Consider the following 21603-nt stretch of genomic DNA (forward strand, 5'->3'; position numbering starts at 1 on the left):
TACGAGGAGACCCGGCGCAGGGAGATGTGGCTGCAGGCCTCGGCGGAGGTCACCACCAGCCTGCTGTCGGGCGCCGAACCCGGCCAGGTACTGACCCTGGTGGCGAGCCGGGCCCGGGACCTGGCCGCCGCCGACATCACGATGATCATGCTGCCCGACGCGGCCCACGAGGTCCTGCACGTGACGATCGCCGGCGGTCCGGGGGCCGACGGGCTCGACGCGGCCACGGTGGAAGTCGCGGGCTCGCTTCCGGGCAGGGCGCTGCTGGGCGGCGAGCCGGTCATGGTCACCGATCTCGGCGAGGCGGACCTGCCCACCGCCCTCATGCGGGATCTGACGGTGGGGCCCGCCGCCGCGGTGCCGCTGGGCGTGGCCGGGGTGGTGCGGGGGGTGCTGGTGCTGGGCAAGCGGCCGGGCCGTATCCCTTTCAGCGGGGGCGAGCTGCGGACCCTGCACTCTTTTGCCGGGCAGGCCGCGGTCGCGCTGGAGCTGGCCGAGGCCCGTCAGGACGCCGAGCGGCTGGGGCTGCTGGAAGACCGCGACCGGATCGCCAAGGACCTGCACGACGTCGTCATCCAGAGGCTCTTCGCCGTCGCCATGACCTTGATGAGCATCGTGCGCTTCGTCGAGCATCCCGAGGCTGCGGGCCGGCTCCAGCACGGGATCAACGAGCTGGACGAGACCATCCGGCAGATCCGTTCGACGATCTTCGCCCTGCAGACCCCCCGCCAGGCCGACGAGCCCAGCCTGCGCGCGCGAATCGTGGAGCTGGTGGAGGGAGCGCGCGGGCACCTGGGCTTCATGCCGGGCCTGCGGATGGAGGGACAGCTCGACAACCAGGTGCCCGCGCCGGTCGCCGAGCAGTTGCTGGCCGTCCTGCGAGAGGCGCTGTCCAACATCGTGCGCCATGCCAAGGCCTCCAATGCCGACGTCTTCACCGAGGCGGCCGATGACCGGCTCACCCTCACCGTCGCCGACGATGGCGTCGGCCTGTCCGGTGAGGGCGAGCGCAGCGGCTTGCGCAACATGGAAGAGCGCGCCACCGCGCTGGGCGGTTCCTTCGATGCCGGCTCCTCTCCGCAGGGCGGGACCCGGCTGACCTGGCGTGTCCCCCTCACCTGACAAGCGAGACGGCCTCGGTAAGCACCCACAGACGCCTACCTCCGTACGCCTCAAGGCTCTGCGACCATGGGCCGTTACCGGCCCGTGGTCAGAAGGGTCGCCGGTCCCCGCGAGCCGGGACCAGCGACCCTGGCCGGGGCCGGGGCCGTCGCGGTTGCATGAAGGTGAACCCCTTTCACCACCGGGGGCCACGGGACGAATCACGGAGGATCCCATGACAGGTCGACAACCCCTCTCCCGCATCCTGGTCGGCTTCGACGGTTCGGCCGCCGGGCAGGCGGCACTGAGCTGGGGTGCCCAGGAAGCCCGCCGCAGCGGCGCGGAACTGGTGGTCCTGCACGCGTGGGGCGACCTCGTGCGGTGCCGGGCGCCGTACGTGCCCGGCCGGGCACCTGCCGAGGAGGCGGATCGGAAGGCGATGGCCGAAACCATCGTCGGCCAGGCGGTCGCGACGGTTCGCGCCGGGTATCCGGAACTCGTTGTGCGCCCCCTGCTCTGCCGTGACAGGGCTGCGCGGGCGCTGCCACGCCATTCCGAGACGGCCGATCTCCTCGTCCTGGGAGGGCTCCGGCCGGCGGCCGGCGGAGGATACCTTGGGGCGACCTTGCGGGCTTGCCTCGCTCTGGCGGTCTGCCCCACCGTCGTCGTCACCCCTGACCAGGTCGACCGGGCGCGGTACGCCGACCTGCCCGCCCCGCGTGCCGCGATCGAATCCGCGACCGCGACGCCACATCCGGCGCTCGCCTGACCGCACGCCGCACGCCCACGGCGCCGACGCCGTCTTCTCCCTCTCGGGCGTGGGGGAACTCCTTTCCGCGCAAGAAAGTCCCCGCGCCAGGATGTGCCAGGAGCAGCGCACCGGCGAGCGCTCCACCCGCGCCATCCGCGTCGCGGCGACGGTCATCGGGGCCGAAGGTCCCTCGCCACGGTGGCTTTCGCCTCGGGATCCGGCCACCGCCGCGATGATCTGCTGGACACATGAGCATCAAGGCGGACACCCCGGCAGGGCTCGGCGACGCGGAGGCCGCCCGGTTACTGGACGAGTACGGCCGCAACGAACTTCCGCGCTCCCGGCCGCCCACCCTGCCGGCTCGCGTGGTGCGGCAACTCGCCGACCCGCTGTCGATCCTGCTGCTGATCGCCGGGCTGGTGACGCTGCTCGTCCTGGCCGAGATTCCCGAGGGAATCGCGATCTTGACCATTCTGGTGGTGAACGTGGCCATCGGTGCCGGGCAGGAGGCCAGGGCCGACCAGGCCGTCCGTGCGCTGGGCACGCTGAGTGCGCCCATGGCCAAGGTCAGGCGCGGCGGTGTCACCCGGCGCGTTCCGGCCGCCGAGGTCGTGCCCGGTGATGTGATCGAGGTCGCGGCCGGAGACCGGGTTCCCGCCGACGCGCGGGTGCTGGAGGTCAGCGCCCTGGGCGTCGACGAGGCCATGTTGACGGGGGAGTCGCAGTCGGCCGGCAAACGGGTCGGCGGCGCCGGCGGCCCGGGGGTTGCGCTCGGCGACCGCGACGGGGAGCTGTTCTCCGGCACCCTGGTCGTCCGAGGGTCGGCGACGGCGCTGGTGGAGCGGACCGGCGCGGCGACCGAGATGGGACGCATCGCCGATGCCCTCGAAGGGCGGCAGCCGAAGAGCCCGCTGGAGGCGGACCTGGCGCAGGCGTCGCGGCGGATCGGCCTGCTCGCGCTGGCGGCGGGAGTGGTCATGGTCTTGCTGGGCCTGACGCGCGTGAGCCGGGGAGAGGCCGCGCTGCTCGACATCGTGCTGGCCGGGGTCGCGCTGGCCATCGCCGCCGTTCCCGAAAGTCTCGCCACCGCCGTCACCACCGCGTTGGCCCTGGGCTCCCAGCGGATGGCCAAGCTGGGAGTGATCGTTCGCCGGCTCTCGGCGATCGAGGCGCTCGGCGCGACCACCGTCATCGCCTCCGACAAGACCGGGACGCTGACCACCGGGCGGCTGGCGGTCGTCGACCAGGTCCCGGTCGCCGGTGCGGACCTGTGGCGGGCCGCGTTGCGCTGCAACGACGCCCGCGACGGGCTCGGGGACGCCGTCGACGTGGCGCTGCGCGCGGCCGCCGAACGCGACGGTGCCCGGCTGCCGGAAGGTGAGAGGCGCCTGAAGGGACGGCCCTTCGACGCCGAGACCCGCTCCATGGCCGTGGTGACCGAAGGTCCGCTGCTGACCGTCAAAGGGGCGCCCGAGGTGGTGCTGGCCCGCTGCGTGCCCGGCGAGCAGACCGACCATCTGATGAACGCCGTGACAGACCTCGCCCGTCAGGGCCTGCGGGTGCTCGCACTGGCCGAAAAGGACAGCGACGACCTGGACGCCGGCGGGCTGCGCCCGCTCGGCCTGCTCGGACTGCGTGACGAGATCAGGCCCTCGGCCCTGCGGGCGGTCACCGACTGCCGGGCGGCCGGCATCCGGATCATGATGGTCACCGGCGATCATGGCGACACCGCCCAGGCCGTGGCCGAGGAGGTCGGCATCGAGTCCGGCGCCGTGGTCACCGGCGCCTCCCTCGAAGGACTGGGCGTCACCGACAGGGCCAGGCTGTTGCGCGGGGCGAGCGTGCTGGCCCGGGTGGATCCGGCCACCAAACTCGACCTGGTCCACGCGCTCCGCGCAAGCGGAGAGATCGTCACCATGACCGGCGACGGCGTCAACGACGCGCCCGCGCTGCGGCACGCGGATGTGGGCGTGGCGATGGCGGGCGAGGAGGGAACCGACGTGGCGCGGGAGGCGGCCGCCGTCGTCGTCACCAACGGTGAGCTCGGCACCATCGTCACCGGGGTGCGTGAGGGGCGGCGCCTGCACCACAACGTCACCTCGATGATCGGTTACCTGCTCACCGGCAACCTGGCGGAGATCCTCCTGGTGCTCGTCGGCCTCATCCTGTGGCCCGACCTGATCATCCCGCTGCTTCCCGTGCACCTGCTCTGGATCAACCTGGCGCTGGACGGGATCCCGGCCATCGCCCTGGGCGTCGACCGGCCCGCCGGAGATCCCCTGGCGCTGCGGCCACGGCGCGACGGCCTGCTGTCGGGCGCCGTACTGGGACGGGTCGCGCTGCGATCCCTCGTCGTCGGCCTGCTGGTGATCGCCGCGGTCGAGGCGGCCCGCCGGATGGGCTGGAGCGACGAAGAGGTACGCACCCAGGCGGTCCTCGCGCTGGTCTTCGCCCGCCTCACCCTCGCCTACGTCGTGCGGGCCCGCCGGTGGACCTTCGAGCGGGGATGGTGGCACGGCCGCACGGTCACGATCGCGATCCTGGCCACCGCGCTGCTCCAGACGCTCGTCACCCTTGTCCCGCCTCTCGGCGCCCCGCTGGCCCTGGTGCCGTTGCCCGCGACCGGGTGGGCGCTGGCCCTGGGCACCGCCGTGCTCACCCCCCTGCTGTGCGACCTGCTCCGGTGGCCGGCCACGAGCGCGGCGGGCACCCACCCCGGCGGCGATCACCACAGGTCAGAGCCTCGGACATGGTGACGGAGGTCCCTGGGGCAAAGGACCTTTACCGCTGTCGCCCTCCGGTCGCCCGCCGGTGTGATGGTGGCATGGGCACGATGAGGAGGATGTCATGATCGCAGTAGGAGTCGACGGTTCGCAGGCCGCGCTCGCGGCCGTGGGCTGGGCGGCGCGCGAGGCCGGGATCCGCGGCGGTGCGCTGAGCATCGTGCACGCCATGCCCGCCTGGCCCCTGGAGGTCTCCGAAGCCGACCGCTACGCCGAGGTGGGCCGCTGGATGCGCGAAGGAGCCACGTCCATGCTGGAGGCGGCGCTGGAGCGGGCCCGCCAGGAAGATGCCCGTGTCGCGGCGCAGACGCGGTTGCTGGGCGGTGACCCGCGCGCCATCCTGATCGAGGCCGCCGCGGACGCGGAGCTCCTGGTGGTCGGCAACCACGGGCTGGGAGGTTTCGCGGGGATGCTGCTCGGTTCGGTCGCGCTGGGGGTCGCCGGGCGGGCCGCCTGCCCGGTGGCCGTCATCCGCGACCCGGCCACCCCGCCGGCCGGGGAGGTGGTCGTCGGCGTCGACGGTTCGGCGGCGGGTGCGGACACCCTGGGATTCGCCTTCGCCGAGGCGTCCCTGCGCGGCGCCGGCCTGCGGGCGGTGCACGCCTGGAGCCGCCCGATCGCCGGTGGCGGCCCCTTCGCCCTGGGGATCGCGGAGGAGGCGGCCGAGACCGAACGGCGCCTGCTGGCCGAGGCCCTGGCCGGTTGGAGCGAGCGCTACCCCGACGTCAAGGTCACCGAGCAGCTCGAACACGGTCACCCGGCACGCGTCCTGGCCGAGGCCTCGGCCCATGCCGGCCTGCTGGTCGTCGGCTCACGCGGCCGTGGTGAGCTGACCGGGCTGCTGCTGGGTTCGGTCAGCCATTCGCTGCTGCACCATGCCACCTGCCCGCTGGTCGTGACCCCCGCCCCTGCCGCTCCCGGCCCTTCCTGACCGGCGCCCGCCGACCGGTGCCGGCCGGCGGGCGGCCTGAGCACGGAACTCCCCGGGCGGTTCGCGCCCGGAGAGTTCCGTGCCGGTCAGACGCTGGTGAGGCCGTGTGCCCGGAACTGGGCGTGGACCCGCTCCAGCAGCGCCTGGCCGGGCGGAAGCACGCCCGGCAGGGGGAAGGCCAGGCCGAGGCGCCGGTACTTCTCGGCGGCCATGCGGTGGTAGGGCAGGACGTCGACGCGGTCGACGTTGTCCAGGCCGGCCACGAAGCGGGCGACGCCCTCGACGTTGTCCGGGGCGTCGGTGAGGCCGGGGACCAGCACGAACCGGATCCAGGCCGGACGGCCCAGCTCGGCCAGGCGGCGGGCGAAACGCAGGGTCGGCTCCAGCGAACCTCCGGTCAGGCTCCGGTAGCCGGCCGGGTCGCAGGACTTGATGTCGAGCAGCACCAGGTCGGTGTCGGCGAGCAGCGCGTCGGTGGCGCGCTCGCCCAGGAAGCCCGAGGTGTCCAGGGCGGTGTGCAGGCCGCTCTCGCGGCAGCGGCGCAGCACCTCGGCGGTGAAGCCGGGCTGCAGCAGCGGCTCGCCACCGCTGACGGTCACCCCGCCGCCGGCCACGGTGACGAACCGGCGGTATTTGTCCACCTCGGCCATGACCTCGTCGACGGTGACGCGGCGGCCGTCGCGCATCCGCCAGGTCTCGGGGTTCTGGCAGTACAGGCAGCGCAGCGGGCAACCGGCGGTGAACACGGTGAACCTGGTGCCGGGGCCGTCGACGCCGATGGACAGGTCCCAGGAACTGACGACGCCGGTGCCCGGCGGCGCGGGCGGTGGGCGAAGCTCGGCCTCGCCCTGCCGCACCACGGCTTCGCGGTCGGCGGTCACCTGCTCGCAGCGCGCTGCCGGGTTCATCGCGGCCTCCGTCACAGCGATCCGTGGAAGGTGCGGTCCACGACGTCCTGCTGCTGCTCCCGGGTGAGACGGACGAAGTTGACCGCATACCCCGAGACCCGGATGGTCAGCTGCGGGTACTTCTCCGGGTGCTCCATCGCCTCCAGCAGCACGGCCCGGGTCAGGACGTTGACGTTCATGTGGAAGCCACCGGCGTCGACGTAGCCGTCGAGCACCCCGACCAGATTGCCCACCCGTTCCCGGTCGGTACGGCCGAGCCCTTCGGGGGTGACGGTGTTGGTGAGCGAGATGCCGTCCTGGGCCTGGTCGTAGGGCAGCTTGGCGACCGACAGCGCGGAGGCGACCAGGCCGTGCCTGTCGCGGCCGTTCATCGGGTTGGCGCCGGGCGCGAACGGCTCGCCGGCGCGACGCCCGTCGGGGGTGTTGCCGGTGTGCTTGCCGTACACCACGTTGGAGGTGATGGTCAGCACCGACTGGGTGTGCTCGGCGCCACGGTAGGCGGGATGGCGGCGGACCTTGGCCATGAACGAGCGCACCAGGTCCACGGCGATGTCGTCGGCGCGGTCGTCGTTGTTGCCGTAGGCGGGGAAGTCGCCCTCGATCTCGTAGTCGACCGCGAGCCCGCTCTCGTCGCGGATCACCCGCACCCGGGCGTGTTTGATCGCCGACAGGCTGTCGGCCGCCACCGACAGGCCGGCGATGCCGCAGGCCAGGGTGCGCTTGACCGGGTGGTCGTGCAGCGCCATCTCGATGCGCTCGTAGGAGTACTTGTCGTGCATGTAGTGGATGACGTTCAGCGCCTCGACGTAGGTGCGCGCCAGCCAGTCCATCATCACCTCGAACGCCGCGACGACCCGGTCGTAGTCGAGGTACTCGCCGGTCAGCGGCGCCACGGCGGGGCCGACCTGCTTGCCGGTCATCTCGTCGCGGCCCCCGTTGATCGCGTACAGCAGGGTCTTGGCCAGGTTGACCCGGGCGCCGAAGAACTGCATCCGCCTGCCCACCGCGGCCGCGGAGACGCAGCACGCGATGGCGGTGTCGTCGCCGTGGATCGGCCGCATCAGGTCGTCGGACTCGTACTGGATGGAGCTGGTCTCGATCGACAGGCGGGCGCAGAACCGCTTGAACGGCTCGGGCAGCCGGGGCGACCAGAGCACGGTCAGGTTCGGCTCCGGCGCGGGACCGAGGTTACGCAGCGTCTGCAGGTAGCGGTAGCTGGTGCGCGTCACCAGGGTCCGGCCGTCGGTGCCCATGCCGCCGATCGACTCGGTCACCCAGGTCGGGTCTCCGGAGAACAGCTGGTCGTATTCGGGGGTGCGCAGGAACCGGACGATCCGCAGCTTGATCACGAAGTCGTCGACGAGTTCCTGGGCCTCCCGCTCGGTGATCCGTCCCTCGTCGAGGTCGCGCTGCAGGTAGACGTCGAGGAAGGTGGAGGTGCGGCCCAGCGACATGGCCGCGCCGTTCTGCTCCTTCACCGCGGCCAGGTAGGCGAAGTACAGCCACTGGAGCGCCTCGCGCGCGGTGGCCGCGGGCCGGGAGATGTCGTGGCCGTAGGTGGCCGCCATCTGGCGCAGCTCCTCCAGCGCGCGCAGTTGCTCGGCCAGCTCCTCCCGGTCGCGGATCACCGCATCGGCGGCGAAGGCGCCGTCCAGGCCGCGCAGCTCCGCCTCCTTGAAGGAGACGAGGCGGGAGACGCCGTACAGGGCGACCCGCCGGTAGTCGCCGATGATGCGGCCCCGGCCGTAGGAGTCGGGCAGCCCGGTGATCACGCCCGAGCGGCGGGCCGCGCGGATCTCGGGGGTGTAGGCGTCGAAAACGCCGTCGTTGTGGGTCTTGCGGTACCTGCTGAAGATCTCCCGAACCCGCGGGTCGAGCGTGTAGCCGTACGCGGCCAGGCCGTTGTCCACCATCCGCAGCCCGCCGGCGGGCATGATGGCCCGCTTCAGCGGCGCGTCGGTCTGCAGGCCGACGATCAGCTCGCGGGCGCGATCGATGTAGCCGGGCCGGTGCGCGGTGATCGAGGACGGAGTCGAGGCGTCGACGTCGTAGACGCCCCGCCGGCGCTCCTCGGGGAGCATCGCGGTGATCTTCCCCCACACCGCCAGGGTGCGGTCCGTCGGCCCCCAGAGGAACGACTCGTCCCCCTCGTAGGGGGTGTAGTTGGCCTGCACGAAGTCGCGGACGTCCGCGTGCGCGCGCCACGCCTCGCCATGGAAGCCGCGCCAGGGCTCCGAGGTCGCCTCTTGCCGTTCGGCCGACACGCTCGTCATGGCCGTCGTGCTCGTCGTGCTCGTCATCGGAGAACTCCCTCGTCTCTCGCCCACGTTTCCACTGTTGTCCTCGGGGCGGTCCGTCTCATCGGCCGGAGGTCACCGGCGGGCGGGACCAACGTCCTGGATCGCCGGGCGGGGTTGGGCCACCTCGCCGGTGACGACGTACGGCAGTGCGGGTCTCCCCGGAGTGCCGGGTGCGCCGGAACCGTTTCGCCGTCCCGTTTCCGTCGCGCGCCGCATGACAGGGCCGAAGGTCCCATGGGGCAGGGACGTTCGAGGCCGCGACGCGGTTCGTAGGGCACTGTGGCCGGGCGTCGGGAAACGGTGTGATGAGGGTGTTCGCAAAGACCGCGGAACACTGCGGAACCACACGGAAAGGGGAGCCGTCATGGCCGCCACTCACGGACACGACGTTCACACCGGGCCGGTCACAGACGCCGCCCCCGCACAGGCCGCGAGGCGTCCGGTCGACTACGTCTGGGCGATCGCCCGGATCGGTCTGGGCTGGGTCTTCCTGTGGGCGTTCCTGGACAAGACCTTCGGCTGGGGCTTCGCCACTCCCGCCGCACGGGCCTGGATCAACGGCGGCAGCCCCACCACCGGCTTCCTCAAGGGCACCGGCGAGAACGCCCTGGGCGGGGTGTTCACCACCCTGGCCGGGCAGGCATGGGTCGACTGGCTGTTCATGCTCGGCCTGCTCGGCGTCGGCACCGCCCTCATCCTGGGCGCGGGCCTGCGCATCGCCGCCGTCGCCGGCGGCCTGATGATGCTCCTGATGTGGGCCGCCGAGCTGCCCCTGGAAACCAACCCCTTCATGGACGACCACCTCATCTACGCCATCGTCCTGGCAGGCCTGGCCCTGACCGGCGCCGGCACCACCTGGGGCATCGGCACCTGGTGGGCCACCACCCCCCTGGCACGCCGCCACCCCGTCCTCCGATAACCACCCCCACCCACCGACGAAAGACCCGCTCCCACCACACGGGAGCGGGTCTTTTTCGTGCGCGGGCCGGGGAGAGCGGCGGCCGAGGTACGGCCACCACCTGTTCGCTCTCGTCCGGGACACGCGGGCGGAGCCGCCACCGCGGGCCCGCCGCGGTGGCATGGCCCGCCGAGGGCGGCTCCGCCCGGCGTCAACGGGTTTCCTCGCCACGGGAAAGGGCCGCGCGGCCCGCCTCCAGACGGGCCACCGGCACCCGGTACGGCGAGCAGGAGACGTAGTCCAGGTCCGCGTCGTGGAAGAACCACACGGAGGCGGGGTCGCCGCCGTGTTCGCCGCAGACGCCGATCCGCAGCCCGGGACGAGCGTCTCGCCCTTCCTTGACGGCCAGCTCGATCAGGCGGCCGATGCCGCGCCGGTCGATGGTCTCGAACGGTGAGGTGTCGAAGACGCCCAGGCGCAGGTACTGCGGCAGGAACGAGGCCTCCACGTCGTCGCGGGAGAATCCCCAGGTCATCTGGGTCAGATCGTTGGTGCCGAAGGAGAAGAACTCGGCCTGCCCGGCGATGTCACCGGCGGTGAGAGCCGCCCGGGGCACCTCGATCATCGTCCCGATCGGGATCGGTGGCGCGTCATCGATCCCGGCCAGCACCCGCTCGGACTCGGCGCGGACCAGAGCCAGCTCGCGGACGTCACCGACCAGCGGGATCATGATCTCCGGCCGTGGTGTGCCACCGGCTCGGACGCGGATGGCGCAGGCCTCGCCGATGGCGCGGACCTGCATGGCGAACAGGCCGGGGATGGCCAGGCCGAGCCGGACACCGCGCAGTCCGAGCATCGGGTTGCTCTCGTGCGTTCTCCGGACCGCGGCCAGCAGTGCCCGCTCGCGGCCGGTCACGGCGCCGAGCAGCTCCTCCAGCGGGGGAAGGAACTCGTGCAGGGGCGGGTCGAGCAGCCGGATGGTGACCGGCAGCCCGTCCATGGCGGCCAGCACCTCGACGAAGTCGGCCCGCTGCAGCGGCAGAAGCTCCTCCAGCACCGCCCGGACCTCCTGCTCGCCCTCGGCCAGGATGAGGCGTTCCACCAGGGCGCGCCGCGGGCCGAGGAACATGTGCTCGGTCCGGCACAGTCCGATCCCGGCGGCACCCAACCTGCGGGCGCGCGCCGCGTCCTCGGCGGTGTCGGCGTTGGCCTGCACACCCAGCCGGCGCAGTGTGTCCGCGTGGGCGAGGAGCCTGCTGACGGCCGAGACGAGCGGCCCCGACCCGGCGTCGAGGTCGCCTTCGAGGTGGCGCACGACCGGTGACGGGGTCACGGGCAGCTCACCCAGGTACACCGTGCCGGTGGTGCCGTCCACGGAGATCATGTCGCCTTCGCGGACGGTCACCGAACCGGCCCGGAACAGCCGTTCCCGCGGATCGACGTCGAGGTCGCCGGCGCCGCAGACGCAGGTGCGCCCCATGCCGCGGGCGACGACGGCCGCGTGCGAGGTCTTGCCGCCGCGGCTGGTCAGTATGCCGCGGGCGGCGAGCATGCCGGGCAGGTCGTCGGGATTGGTCTCGCGCCGGACCAGGATGACCGGGCCGGTGGCCTCGGCGGCACGGCGGGAGTCGAACACGGCCCGGCCCGAGGCGGCCCCGGGGGAGGCGGGCACGCCGACGGCGATCCGCTCGGGCGAGCCCGACAGGTCGAAGCGGGGGAACATGAGCCGGCCGAGCTGGACGCCGTCGACGCGCCGCAGCGCCTCGTCGAGATCGATGACCCCCTCGTCGACGAGCTGGGCGGCGATGACGAACGCGGCGGCGGCGGTCCGCTTGCCGACCCGGGTCTGCAACATCCACAGCCTGCCGCCCTCGATGGTGAACTCGATGTCGCACAGGTCGCGGTAGCGGTGTTCCAGCACGTCCATCGCCCGCGTCAGCTCCTCGAAGCAGCGACGGTCCAGGCGGGCGAGCTCCTGCAGGGGCAGGGTGTCGCGGATCCCGGCCACCACGTCCTCGCCCTGGGCGTCGGGCAGGTAGTCGCCGTAGACGCCGCGGGCGCCGGTCGCGGGATCGCGGGTGAAGGCGACGCCGGTACCCGATCCGGTGCCGCGGTTGCCGTACACCATGGCCATCACGTTGACGGCGGTGCCCAGGTCGTCGGGGATGTGCTCGGCACGCCGGTAGAGCCGGGCGCGTTCGGTGTTCCAGGAGCGGAAGACGGCCAGCACGGTGTTGCCGAGCTGCTCGACCGGGTCCTGCGGGAAGCCGGTGCCAGTGTGCGCGCGGAAGATCTCCTTGTAAGTGTCCACCAGTTCGCGCAGGTCGTCGGCGCTCAGCTCCGGATCGCAGGCGACCTCGCGCTCGCGGCGCAACGCCGCCAGCGCGCTCTCGAACTCGGAGTCCGCGATGCCCTCGACGGTCGAGCCGTACATGGAGATGAGCCGCCGGTAGCAGTCCCAGGCGAAGCGCTCGCCGCCGTGGGCGGCCAGGCCGGCCACGGTGATGTCGGTCAGGCCGATGTCCAGGACGGTCTCCATCATGCCGGGCATGGAGAAGCGGCCGCCGGAGCGGACCGACAGCAGCAGCGGGTCGCCGGGGTCGCCGAACCCGCGGTTCATGCTCTTCTCGATCCGCCGCAGGTGGACGGCCATCTCCTCCTCCAGCCCCGCCGGAGCCACGCCTTGCGCCAGGTAGGAGCGGCAGGCCTCGGTGGTGACGGTGAAGCCCGGCGGGACGGGCAGGCCCAGCCGGGTCATCTCGGCCAGGTTGGCCCCCTTGCCGCCGAGCAGGTCCTTCATGTCCTTGTCGCCGTCGGCGAAGTCGTACACGTAGGTGCGCATCGCGCGTCGCCTCCATTCGGTTCGTGTGGTGCGAGGAGGCGGCCGCAGCGGCGGCTGCGGCCGCCGGGTCCGGGGTCAGCGCCTCCCGTGGTAGGCGGCGCGCATGAGGTCGCGCATGTCGTCGAGCATCGGCATCCGGGGGTTGGCCGGGGCGCACTGGTCCTCGTAGGCGTTACGGGCCTGCTCGGGCAGCGCGGCCAGGAAGGCCGCCTCCTCGACGCCGAGGTCACGGAAGGACGACGGGATGCCCGCGGCCTCCCGCAGCCGCTCCACCGCGACGGCCAGGGACTCCACGCCCTCGGCCGGGGTGACGGCGGGCAGGCCCAGCGCCTGGGCGATCTCCTGGAACCGCTCGGGGGCGCGGTAGTGCTCGTACTTCGGCCAGCCCGACAGCTTGGCGGGAACCGTCCCGTTGTAGCGGATCACGTGGGGGAGCAGGAGCGCGTTGGTCCGGCCGTGCGCCACGTGGAAGGTCGCGCCGAGCGTGTGCGACATGGCGTGCACGATGCCCAGGAAGGCGTTGCCGAAGGCCATCCCGGCGATGGTGCCGGCGTTGTGCATCCGCTCACGGGCGGCCGGGTCGGCGGCGCCGCGGCTCACCGCGCGCTCCAGGTTGGCGAAGACCAGTTTGATCGCGTGCAGCGCCAGGCCGTCGGTGAAGTCGCTGGCATACACCGACACGTACGCCTCGATGGCGTGGGTGAGGGCGTCGAAGCCGCTGTCGGCGGTGACCACGGCCGGCAGGTCCGCGGCCAGGACGGGGTCGACGATGGCGACGCTGGGGGTGAGCGCGTAGTCGGCCAGCGGATACTTCTTGCCGGTGGCGGTGTCGGTGATCACCGCGAACGGGGTGACCTCGGCGCCGGTGCCCGACGTGGTGGGCACGCACACCAGTCGCGCCAGCTCGCCCAGCGACGGGAACTTGAAGGCGCGCTTGCGGATGTCGAAGAACTTCTGCCTCATGTCGTCGAAGACGACCTCGGGGTGCTCGTAGCGCAGCCACATCACCTTGGCCGCGTCCATCGCCGACCCGCCGCCGAGTGCGATGATGGTGTCGGGCCGGAACGCGCGCATCATCTCTGCGCCCCGGTCGACGGTGGCGACGCTCGGCTCCGGCTCCACGTCGTCGATGATCTGCAGGGCGACCCGCTCCGGACGCCGGCCCAGCACGGTGAGAACGCGGTCGACGTATCCCAGGCGGGTCATCGTCGGGTCGGTCACGATGCTCACCCGGTGCACGCCGGGCATGTCGACCAGGTAGCGGATCGCGTGCGGCTCGAAGTAGATCTTCGCCGGGACCTTGAACCACTGCAGGTTGTTGGTGCGCCGGCCGATCCGCTTGATGTTGAGCAGGTCGACCGCCGAGACGTTGTGGGAGACCGAGTTGCGGCCGTAGCTGCCGCAGCCCAGGGTCAGCGACGGAACGAACGCGTTGTACATGTCGCCGATGCCGCCTTGGGAGGACGGCGCGTTCCAGATGATCCGCACCGCCTTGACCCGCATGCCGAACTCCTCGGCCAGGTCCTCGTCGCGGGTGTGGATCGCGGCACTGTGTCCCAGCCCGCCGAACTCCACCATCCGCTCGGCCGTCACGATCGCCTCCTCGCGGCTGCCGGCCCGCAGCACCGCCAGTACCGGGCACAGCTTCTCCCTGGTCAGCGGCTCGGCGGGGCCTACCTCGGCGACCTCGACAAGGATGATCGAGGTACCGTCGGGCACCGTGAACCCGGCCTGCTCGGCGATCCAGCCCGCCGGCCGGCCCACGGCGTCGGCGTTGATCCTCGCCTGCGCGCACGACTCGCCGCCGGCCGCCGCGCCGAACAGGAACGCCTCCAGCTTGCGCTTCTCCTCGGCGTCGGCCAGGTGCGCGTGCAGGACGGCGAACTCGGCGAGCGCGTCCTCGTACACCGCGTCATCGATGATCACAGCCTGTTCCGAGGCGCAGATCATGCCGTTGTCGAAGGACTTGGACAACACGATGTCGTTGACCGCGCGGCGCAGGTCCGCGGTGGCCTCCACGTACGCGGGCACGTTGCCGGCGCCCACCCCGAGTGCGGGTTTGCCGGCCGAGTACGCCGCCCGCACCATGCCGTTGCCGCCGGTGGCCAGGATCGTCGACACGCCGTCGTGACGCATCAGCGCGGTCGTCGCCGCCAGAGACGGCTGCTCCACCCACTGCACGCAGTGCTCGGGAGCGCCGGCCGCGACCGCCGCGTCCCGCACGACCCTGGCCGCGGCGGCGCTGCACTCCTGGGCGGCGGGGTGGAAGGCGAACACGATCGGGTTGCGCGTCTTCAGCGCGATCAGCGCCTTGAAGATCGTGGTGGAGGTCGGGTTGGTGACCGGGGTGATCCCGCAGACGACGCCCACGGGTTCGGCGATCTCCACCAGCCCGCTGATGTCGTCGCGCGAGACGACGCCGACGGTCTTGAGGCTCGCCATGCTGTTGGTCACGTGCTCGCAGGCGAAGATGTTCTTGACCGCCTTGTCCTCGAACACCCCGCGCCCGGTCTCGGTGACGGCCCGCTCGGCCAGCTCCGCGTGCTCGTCCAGCGCGGCGACGGACGCCTTCTTGACGATGTGGTCGATCTGCTCCTGATCGAAGGCACCGTAGTCGTCCAGTGCCTTCAGCGCGTTCCCCACCAGGGTGTCGATCATCTCGGTGACGGCGGTCGGGACATGTGCGACCTGGTCGGCCATACGGATCACCTCGGGTGTCTCGCTCTTATGGTCATCTTCAGAATCTCGGTCACGCGCCCGGCGTGCCGGAGCCGAAAGGCACCTTCGCCCGGGACTTTGGCCTCCGGAACCGCGGCCCGGTATCGGCCGGCCCGAGGACGACGAGGGAGGAGACATGCGCATCGTCAATGCCGTGCCGCGGTCTCCCCGGTACGGCCTTTCGCGGGCAAAAGGCCGTACCGGGGCCGGGCCGCCCCGGCCCGTACCGGATGGTGCGAGGCGGACGGTGCGGTGCCGGGGGGCGTGCGGCGCGGCAGGAAGGTCCTCGCCTGAGGCGAGGGATCCTGGCCGGGACCGTGTGGCGAGGGTCCCGGCCGAGACCATGAGGGGGTGGGGGTCCGAACGGTTCAGCCTCCGTTCCAGGTGCTGTCGTCCTCCTTCCAGCGCACCTCGTTCACCACGTCGACGACGCCGTTGACGCGGCCGGTCATCCGGCCCGCTATGTCGGCCTCGCTGCGACGCTCCATGGTGCCGGCCAGGGTGACGACACCGTGGTCGACCTGGACGTTGACCTGCTCGGTGTCCACCCACAGGCAGCGGCCGAGGATCTCCTGGCGGACCTCGTCGGCGATGTCGGAGTCGGGCCGGACGAAAACCCTGATCAGGTCGCGGCGGCTGACGATGCCCACCAGGCGGCCATCTCGGTCGGCGACCGGGAGCCGCTTGATCCCGTGTTCCTCCATGAGCCTGGCGGCACCGACCGTCGACGTCTCCTTGGCGACGGTGACCGCGGGGGAGGTCATCAGTTCGGCGGCGACATCGCCTCTCGCCCTGGCCTTCAGGTCGCGGCCTTCGGAGCTCAGCCGGTGCCGCAGCCGGGCGCGCAGCGGCGGCTGATAGCCCTCACGGTAGTACTGCTCCCGAAACTCCTCCTTGGCGAGCAGGTCGGCCTCGGAGACGACGCCGATGACACGACCCTCCCCGTCCACGACGGGGACCGCGCTCACCGCGTGCTCGATGAGGGTCTCGGCGATGTCCTTGAACGGCGTGTCGGCGGTGACCAGCGCCACGTTCCTGGTCATGACGTTCTCTACCTTGGTGCGCATGACATGTTCTCCACCTGTGATGGTGCGGGCCCGCTCGCCCGAACGGGCCCGCCGGATGTGTTACCTGGTGGTGCGGGCCTTGCCGACGGGGATGCGAACACCCGCGCCCTTGCTGTCGTCGAGCTTCACGCTGATCTCCAGAAGGCCCTTGTCGTAGACCGCCTTGACGTCCTTGGGGTCGGCGCCCGCGGGCAGGACGATGGAGCGGGTGAGCGCGCCGTAGCGGAACTCGGTGCGGTGCGCGTCCTTCTCCTCGTGGTGCCGTTCGGCGTGGACGGCCAGGACGCCGTCGGTGAGGGTGATCTCGAGGTCCTTGTCAGGGTCGATACCGGGGAGTTCGGCCAGCAGAACGTACCTGCCGTCCTTGACGTAGTCCTCGAACCGGATCGCAGGGCCGATCGCCGGGCGCAGCCCCGCCAGCGGTCCTTCGAGCCAGTCGAAGATCTCCGGAAACAGTCCTCTCGGCTCCCTGCGGGTGAGTGTGGTCATCTGCCCACCTCCGTGGTCTCCTTGTGCTTCTCACCTCCATCCCACGCCTGGCGGGTGGCCGAATGTAGGGCCGGAGGTCCCCGCGCGGCCGCCGTTGGTCGCCGCCGCCGAAAGTGCCTCCGAGGGGGGCGGACCATGCCGGCCCCCTGGCCTGTCGCCGGCCTCGTCGATCCGGATCGGAGACATCCGGCCAGGGCGCCCGGGGCGGGCATCACATCGAACGCGGAGGCCGAGGCGATTCCGCCCGGTCACGAGCCAGACCGGTGACGGCCGCGGGCGCCGGGACCGACGAAACGCAGGGACCCGCGGAATGCCGGGGCGACTTCAGGGGTGGGGGCAGTCCTGGGCGGGTGTCAGATTTCCCGCGCGTCGGGTCCGGATGACAGGCGGCGGCCGGTGAGCTGCTCGGCGCGCACCACGATGTAGTGGTCGCGGCTGCCCGGCGCCCAGGTGCGCAGGGGCAGTGCGGACAGACGCTCGATCTCGCCGGCCTCACGTACGGCGCGCGCGGGTCCGACGGCGGTGACCGACCAGCCGGTGCGGGCGGTGTGGTCGAACTCGTCGGCCTCGAAGGCGACGATCGCGTCGCTGGTCGCGGCGGCGAGCTTGGAGCCGATGCCCGTACGGATCACGATGTCCTCGCCGTCGAGGACGAAGTTGACCGGCTGCACCGCGGGCAGGGCCCGGTCGGTGAACACGATGCGCCCGATCGAGGCCGACGCCAGGAGCGCGACGCACTCCTGGCGCGAGAGGATCTGCAAGCCTGCCGAGTCGAGCTTCATACCCTCCAGGCTGCCCGTTCGCTCTTCAGGGGCGTTAGGGACGAAAGTCCCTTCCTTACCGACGATCTGCCCTCAGACGGGCGGCCATGGCCGCGACCTGGGTGCGCCGCTGCATGTCGAGCTTGCTCAGCAGGTTGGAAACGTAGTTCTTGACCGTCTTCTCGGCCAGGAACATCCGCTCGCCGATCTGCCGGTTGGTCAGGCCCTCACCGATCAGCTCCAGGATCTGCCGCTCCTGGTCCGACAGGGCGGCCAGCGGATCCTTCCTCGCCGCCTGGTCGCGCAGGCGCGCCAGCATCGACGCCGTGGTCTGCGGATCCAGCAGCGACTGCCCGGCGGCGACCGTGCGGACCGCCCCTACCAGGTCCGAGCCGTGGATCTGCTTGAGCACATACCCCGAGGCCCCGGCCATGACCGCGTCGAACAACGCGTCGTCGTCGGCATAGGAGGTCAGCATCAGGCACGCCAGGCCGGGCAGCTGGGAACGCACCTCACGGCACACGTCGACCCCGTTGCCGTCAGGCAGGCGGACGTCGAGCACGGCGACGTCGGGCTTGAGGGCGGGAATGCGGGCGATGGCCGACTCGGCGGTACCGGCCTCGCCGATCACCTCGATGTCGTCCTCGGAGCCGAGCAGCGCGGCGACACCACGCCGTACCACCTCGTGGTCGTCCAGCAGGAAAACGCGAATCATGCTCCGCACGTTAGTCCCCCTTCGGCGCATGCCGGTAGGGACCAAGGACCCGCGTGTCACGTCGGCGACCGACGGGGACCCGGCATGACGGTGAGGACCGAAAGACCCTGCCCTCACGCGGTGAGGTCGGGACCTGTGGCCCTGGGACGGGCCACCCGGCGGGGGGTTCGATGGGAGAGAAGGGCAGGACGTCCCGCACCACACGCACCGCGGGGTGACGATCGTCCGCCCCCGGCGACACCCGAATCACGGGAACGCTCGAAGGACCCGCGGAAATCGAGGAGAAGAAGATGCCGATCACCGTGAACGACGTGATGGGTCGCACCGCGATCGCGGTGCCACAGGACGCTGGCTTCGCCGACATCGTGGCCACGATGAGGCGCTTCGCCGTAGGCGCGGTGACGGTCGTCGACGCGGACCGCCGCCCGGTCGGGGTGGTCTCCCAGGACGACCTGCTGCTCAAGGAGAGCGACGCGGGGCGCCACGGCGTCTCCCTCTTCGAGAGCGCCGGCCGCCGCCGCGAGCACGAGAAGGCCGCGGCGGTCGTGGCCAAGGACCTGATGACCTCGCCCGCGCTCACCGCCACCCCGGGCATGACCGCCCGGGACGCGGCGCGGCTCATGCACGGCAAGAGGATCCAGCAGCTCCCGGTGATCGACCCGCTCACCGGCCGCCTCGCCGGCGTCCTGCACCGGGCGGACCTGCTGCGCGTCTTCGACCGCCCCGAGGCCGAGCTGCGCGCCGAGGCCGAGGCCGTCGCCCGCGACCTGACCTCCACCGGATCCGAGGTGAGCATCGATGTCGAGAACGGCGTGGTGACGCTCGACGGCGAGGTCGAACGCCACTCGCAGGTCGTCCAGCTCGTCCAGGCGATCCGCCGGCTCGAAGGCGTCATCGACGTCGTCTCACGGCTTGAGCACGGCGACGACGACCTGCTCGTCCTCCCGCCGCTGCTGTAGACCGCCGCTGTACAAGGGGCGAGCGCCGATCGCGAAAAGGTCGAAGGTCCCGCGGGTGCGGTTCGTACGGCACTGTGACCGGGCTTCGAGAAGCGATGTGATGAGTACGTCGCAAAGACCACCGAACACACGGAACTACACGGAAAGGGGAGCCGTCATGGCCACCACGCACGGACACGACGTTCACACCAAGCCGGTCACGGGCGCCGTCCCCGCACAGACCGTCCCCGCACACGCCATGCCCGCACGGACCGTTCCCGCACAGGCCGTCACGACCCCGGCCGTTGAGCGCCAGGCCGCGAGGCGTCCGGTCGACTACGTCTGGGCGATCGCCCGGATCGGTCTGGGCTGGGTCTTCCTGTGGGCGTTCCTGGACAAGACCTTCGGCTGGGGCTTCGCCACTCCCGCCGCACGGGCCTGGATCAACGGCGGCAGCCCCACCACCGGCTTCCTCAAGGGCACCGGCGAGAACGCCCTGGGCGGGGTGTTCACCACCCTGGCCGGGCAGGCATGGGTCGACTGGCTGTTCATGCTCGGCCTGCTCGGCGTCGGCACCGCCCTCATCCTGGGCGCGGGCCTGCGCATCGCCGCCGTCGCCGGCGGCCTGATGATGCTCCTGATGTGGGCCGCCGAGCTGCCCCTGGAAACCAACCCCTTCATGGACGACCACCTCATCTACGCCATCGTCCTGGCAGGCCTGGCCCTGACCGGCGCCGGCACCACCTGGGGCCTGGGCACCTGGTGGGCCACCACCCCCCTGGCACGCCGCCACCCCGTCCTCCGATAACAACCCCCACCCACCGACGAAAGACCCGCTCCCACCACACGGGAGCGGGCCTTTCCACGTCCCGGCCCCCAACACCGCACCGTCTCGCGGTCGTTGACGAGGAGGATGCGGGACAGCTCCCGGCGCCGACTCCGTTCGGCCCGACAGGTGAGGACCTAGGTCCCTTCGCGATCAACCGATTACCGAGAAGGCTGAGAGCATGAACAAACTCCAGAAGATCGACGCCTATTGGCGCGCGGCCAACTACCTGTCGGTCGGTCAGATCTACTTGCTGGACAATCCGTTGCTGGCTGAGCCGTTGCGGGCCGAGCACATCAAGCCCCGGTTGCTGGGGCATTGGGGGACCACGCCGGGGCTGAACTTCTGTTTCGCTCATCTGAACCGGGTCATCGCCGAACGCGATCAGGACATGATCTATATCGCCGGTCCGGGGCATGGCGGGCCGGCGGCGGTGGCGCACGCGTGGCTGGAGGGCTCTTATACCGAGAAATATCCGGATATCACGCGGGATGGGGAGGGGATGCGGCGGCTGTTTCGGCAGTTCTCCTTCCCCGGTGGTATCCCCTCCCATGTGGCGCCCGAGACGCCCGGCTCGATTCACGAGGGCGGTGAGCTGGGCTACTCGCTGGCGCACGCGTATGGGGCGGCGTTCGACAATCCCGGCTTGGTGGTGGCGTGTGTCATCGGTGATGGGGAGGCCGAGACCGGGCCGCTGGCGGCGAGTTGGCACAGCAACAAGTTCCACGCGCCCGGCCGTGACGGCGTGGTGTTGCCGATTCTGCACCTGAACGGGTACAAGATCGCCAACCCGACCGTGCTGGCCCGCATCCCCGAGGACGAGCTGGTCAAGCTCATCGAGGGGTACGGATACCGCCCGCACCTGGTGTCCGGGGACGAGCCCGAGGCCGTGCACCAGATCATGGCCGAGACGCTGGAGACGGTGTTCGACCAGATCGCCGAGGGCGGCCGGCCGCCGATGATCGTGTTGCGGACGCCGAAGGGATGGACCGGGCCCAAGGAGGTGGACGGTTTGGCGGTGGAGGGCACCTGGCGCTCGCATCAGGTGCCGTTGTCGGGGGTGCGCGACAACCCTGAGCATCTGGCGATGCTTCAGGAGTGGATGCGCTCCTACCGGCCGGGTGAGCTGTTCGACGCCGAGGGGCGGCCGGTGGCCGAGGTCGTGGGGACGGTGCCGGCGGGGCCGTTGCGGATGAGCGCGAATCCGCATGCCAACGGCGGCGAGCTGCTGCGGCCGCTGGCGTTGGGTGATTTCCGCGAGCACGCGGTCGAGGTCAAGGCGCCCGCCACCGCCAGCAGTGAGCCCACCCGGGTGCTGGGCGCCTTCCTGCGTGACGTGATCGCCGCCAACCCCGACACCTTCCGGCTGATGGGCCCTGATGAGACCGCCTCCAACCGGCTGCAGGCGGTGTTCGAGGTAACCGACCGGGCCTGGAACGCCGAAACGCTCCCGACCGATGAGCACCTGGGGCAGGGCGGCCGGGTGATGGAGGTGCTGAGTGAGCACCTGTGTCAGGGCTGGCTGGAGGGCTACCTGCTGAGTGGCCGCCACGGGTTGTTCAACTGTTATGAGGC

Annotated in this window: 16 protein-coding genes; 8 read left to right on the forward strand and 8 right to left on the reverse strand. The window is 71.4% G+C overall.

Going from position 1 to position 21603, the window contains the following annotated elements:
• The 4 genes from AC5L38_RS43025 to AC5L38_RS43040 all read left to right on the forward strand — a co-directional run.
• Window positions 1–1122: GAF domain-containing sensor histidine kinase (locus tag AC5L38_RS43025; protein WP_495248594.1), on the forward strand; the 1122-nt coding region annotated here is incomplete at its 5' end.
• Window positions 1123–1336: 214 nt separating this feature from the next.
• The gene (locus AC5L38_RS43030; protein WP_495248595.1) at window positions 1337–1870 is read left to right on the forward strand and encodes a universal stress protein; all 534 of its coding nucleotides are present in this window, start codon (window positions 1337–1339) and stop codon (window positions 1868–1870) included.
• 230 nt (window positions 1871–2100) lie between these two features.
• Window positions 2101–4608: a cation-translocating P-type ATPase gene (locus AC5L38_RS43035; RefSeq protein WP_495248596.1), complete on the forward strand. Its 2508-nt coding sequence runs from the start codon at window positions 2101–2103 to the stop codon at window positions 4606–4608.
• 91 nt (window positions 4609–4699) lie between these two features.
• The gene (locus AC5L38_RS43040; protein WP_495248597.1) at window positions 4700–5566 is read left to right on the forward strand and encodes a universal stress protein; all 867 of its coding nucleotides are present in this window, start codon (window positions 4700–4702) and stop codon (window positions 5564–5566) included.
• Between the two features lie 86 nt (window positions 5567–5652).
• Here AC5L38_RS43040 and pflA read toward each other — a convergent pair whose 3' ends face one another.
• On the reverse strand, window positions 5653–6474 hold the full coding sequence (gene pflA / locus AC5L38_RS43045) for a pyruvate formate-lyase-activating protein (RefSeq protein WP_495248598.1): 822 nt from the start codon (window positions 6472–6474) through the stop codon (window positions 5653–5655).
• A gap of 11 nt (window positions 6475–6485) precedes the next feature.
• Window positions 6486–8774, reverse strand: a complete 2289-nt coding sequence (pflB, locus tag AC5L38_RS43050) for a formate C-acetyltransferase (RefSeq protein WP_495248599.1) — start codon at window positions 8772–8774, stop codon at window positions 6486–6488.
• A gap of 364 nt (window positions 8775–9138) precedes the next feature.
• On the opposite strand from pflB, the gene AC5L38_RS43055 reads away from it, so the two are divergent.
• Window positions 9139–9693: a hypothetical protein gene (locus tag AC5L38_RS43055; RefSeq protein WP_495248600.1), complete on the forward strand. Its 555-nt coding sequence runs from the start codon at window positions 9139–9141 to the stop codon at window positions 9691–9693.
• 190 nt (window positions 9694–9883) lie between these two features.
• Here the strand turns inward: AC5L38_RS43055 and ppdK are convergent, their stop codons facing one another.
• The 6 genes from ppdK to AC5L38_RS43085 form a co-directional block, all read right to left on the reverse strand.
• Entirely contained in the window at window positions 9884–12514 is a 2631-nt protein-coding gene (gene ppdK, locus AC5L38_RS43060) for a pyruvate, phosphate dikinase (RefSeq protein ID WP_495248601.1), read from the reverse strand.
• Between the two features lie 75 nt (window positions 12515–12589).
• Entirely contained in the window at window positions 12590–15214 is a 2625-nt protein-coding gene (gene adhE, locus AC5L38_RS43065; RefSeq protein WP_495248602.1) for a bifunctional acetaldehyde-CoA/alcohol dehydrogenase, read from the reverse strand.
• 386 nt (window positions 15215–15600) lie between these two features.
• Complete coding sequence (locus AC5L38_RS43070) at window positions 15601–16299, reverse strand: CBS domain-containing protein (protein ID WP_495248603.1); 699 nt, start codon at window positions 16297–16299, stop codon at window positions 15601–15603.
• 60 nt (window positions 16300–16359) lie between these two features.
• Window positions 16360–16788, reverse strand: coding sequence for an Hsp20/alpha crystallin family protein (locus AC5L38_RS43075; protein WP_495248604.1), 429 nt, complete (start codon window positions 16786–16788; stop codon window positions 16360–16362).
• Window positions 16789–17141: 353 nt separating this feature from the next.
• Window positions 17142–17570 (reverse strand): pyridoxamine 5'-phosphate oxidase family protein, encoded by a 429-nt coding sequence (locus AC5L38_RS43080; RefSeq protein ID WP_495248605.1) that lies wholly within the window; start codon window positions 17568–17570, stop codon window positions 17142–17144.
• 55 nt (window positions 17571–17625) lie between these two features.
• On the reverse strand, window positions 17626–18264 hold the full coding sequence (locus AC5L38_RS43085; RefSeq protein ID WP_495248606.1) for a response regulator: 639 nt from the start codon (window positions 18262–18264) through the stop codon (window positions 17626–17628).
• Between the two features lie 290 nt (window positions 18265–18554).
• Here AC5L38_RS43085 and AC5L38_RS43090 point away from each other — a divergent pair, with 290 nt between their 5' ends.
• The 3 genes from AC5L38_RS43090 to AC5L38_RS43100 all read left to right on the forward strand — a co-directional run.
• Window positions 18555–19223 carry a CBS domain-containing protein gene (locus AC5L38_RS43090; RefSeq protein ID WP_495248607.1) on the forward strand — a complete coding sequence of 223 codons (669 nt, stop codon included), beginning with the start codon at window positions 18555–18557 and terminating at the stop codon, window positions 19221–19223.
• A 238-nt stretch (window positions 19224–19461) separates the two neighbouring features.
• Window positions 19462–20010 carry a hypothetical protein gene (locus AC5L38_RS43095; RefSeq protein ID WP_495248609.1) on the forward strand — a complete coding sequence of 183 codons (549 nt, stop codon included), beginning with the start codon at window positions 19462–19464 and terminating at the stop codon, window positions 20008–20010.
• 199 nt (window positions 20011–20209) lie between these two features.
• A partial coding sequence (locus AC5L38_RS43100; RefSeq protein ID WP_495248608.1) for a phosphoketolase family protein occupies window positions 20210–21603 on the forward strand: 1394 nt, incomplete at its 3' end.

Source organism: Streptosporangium nanhuense (genome assembly GCF_059358815.1).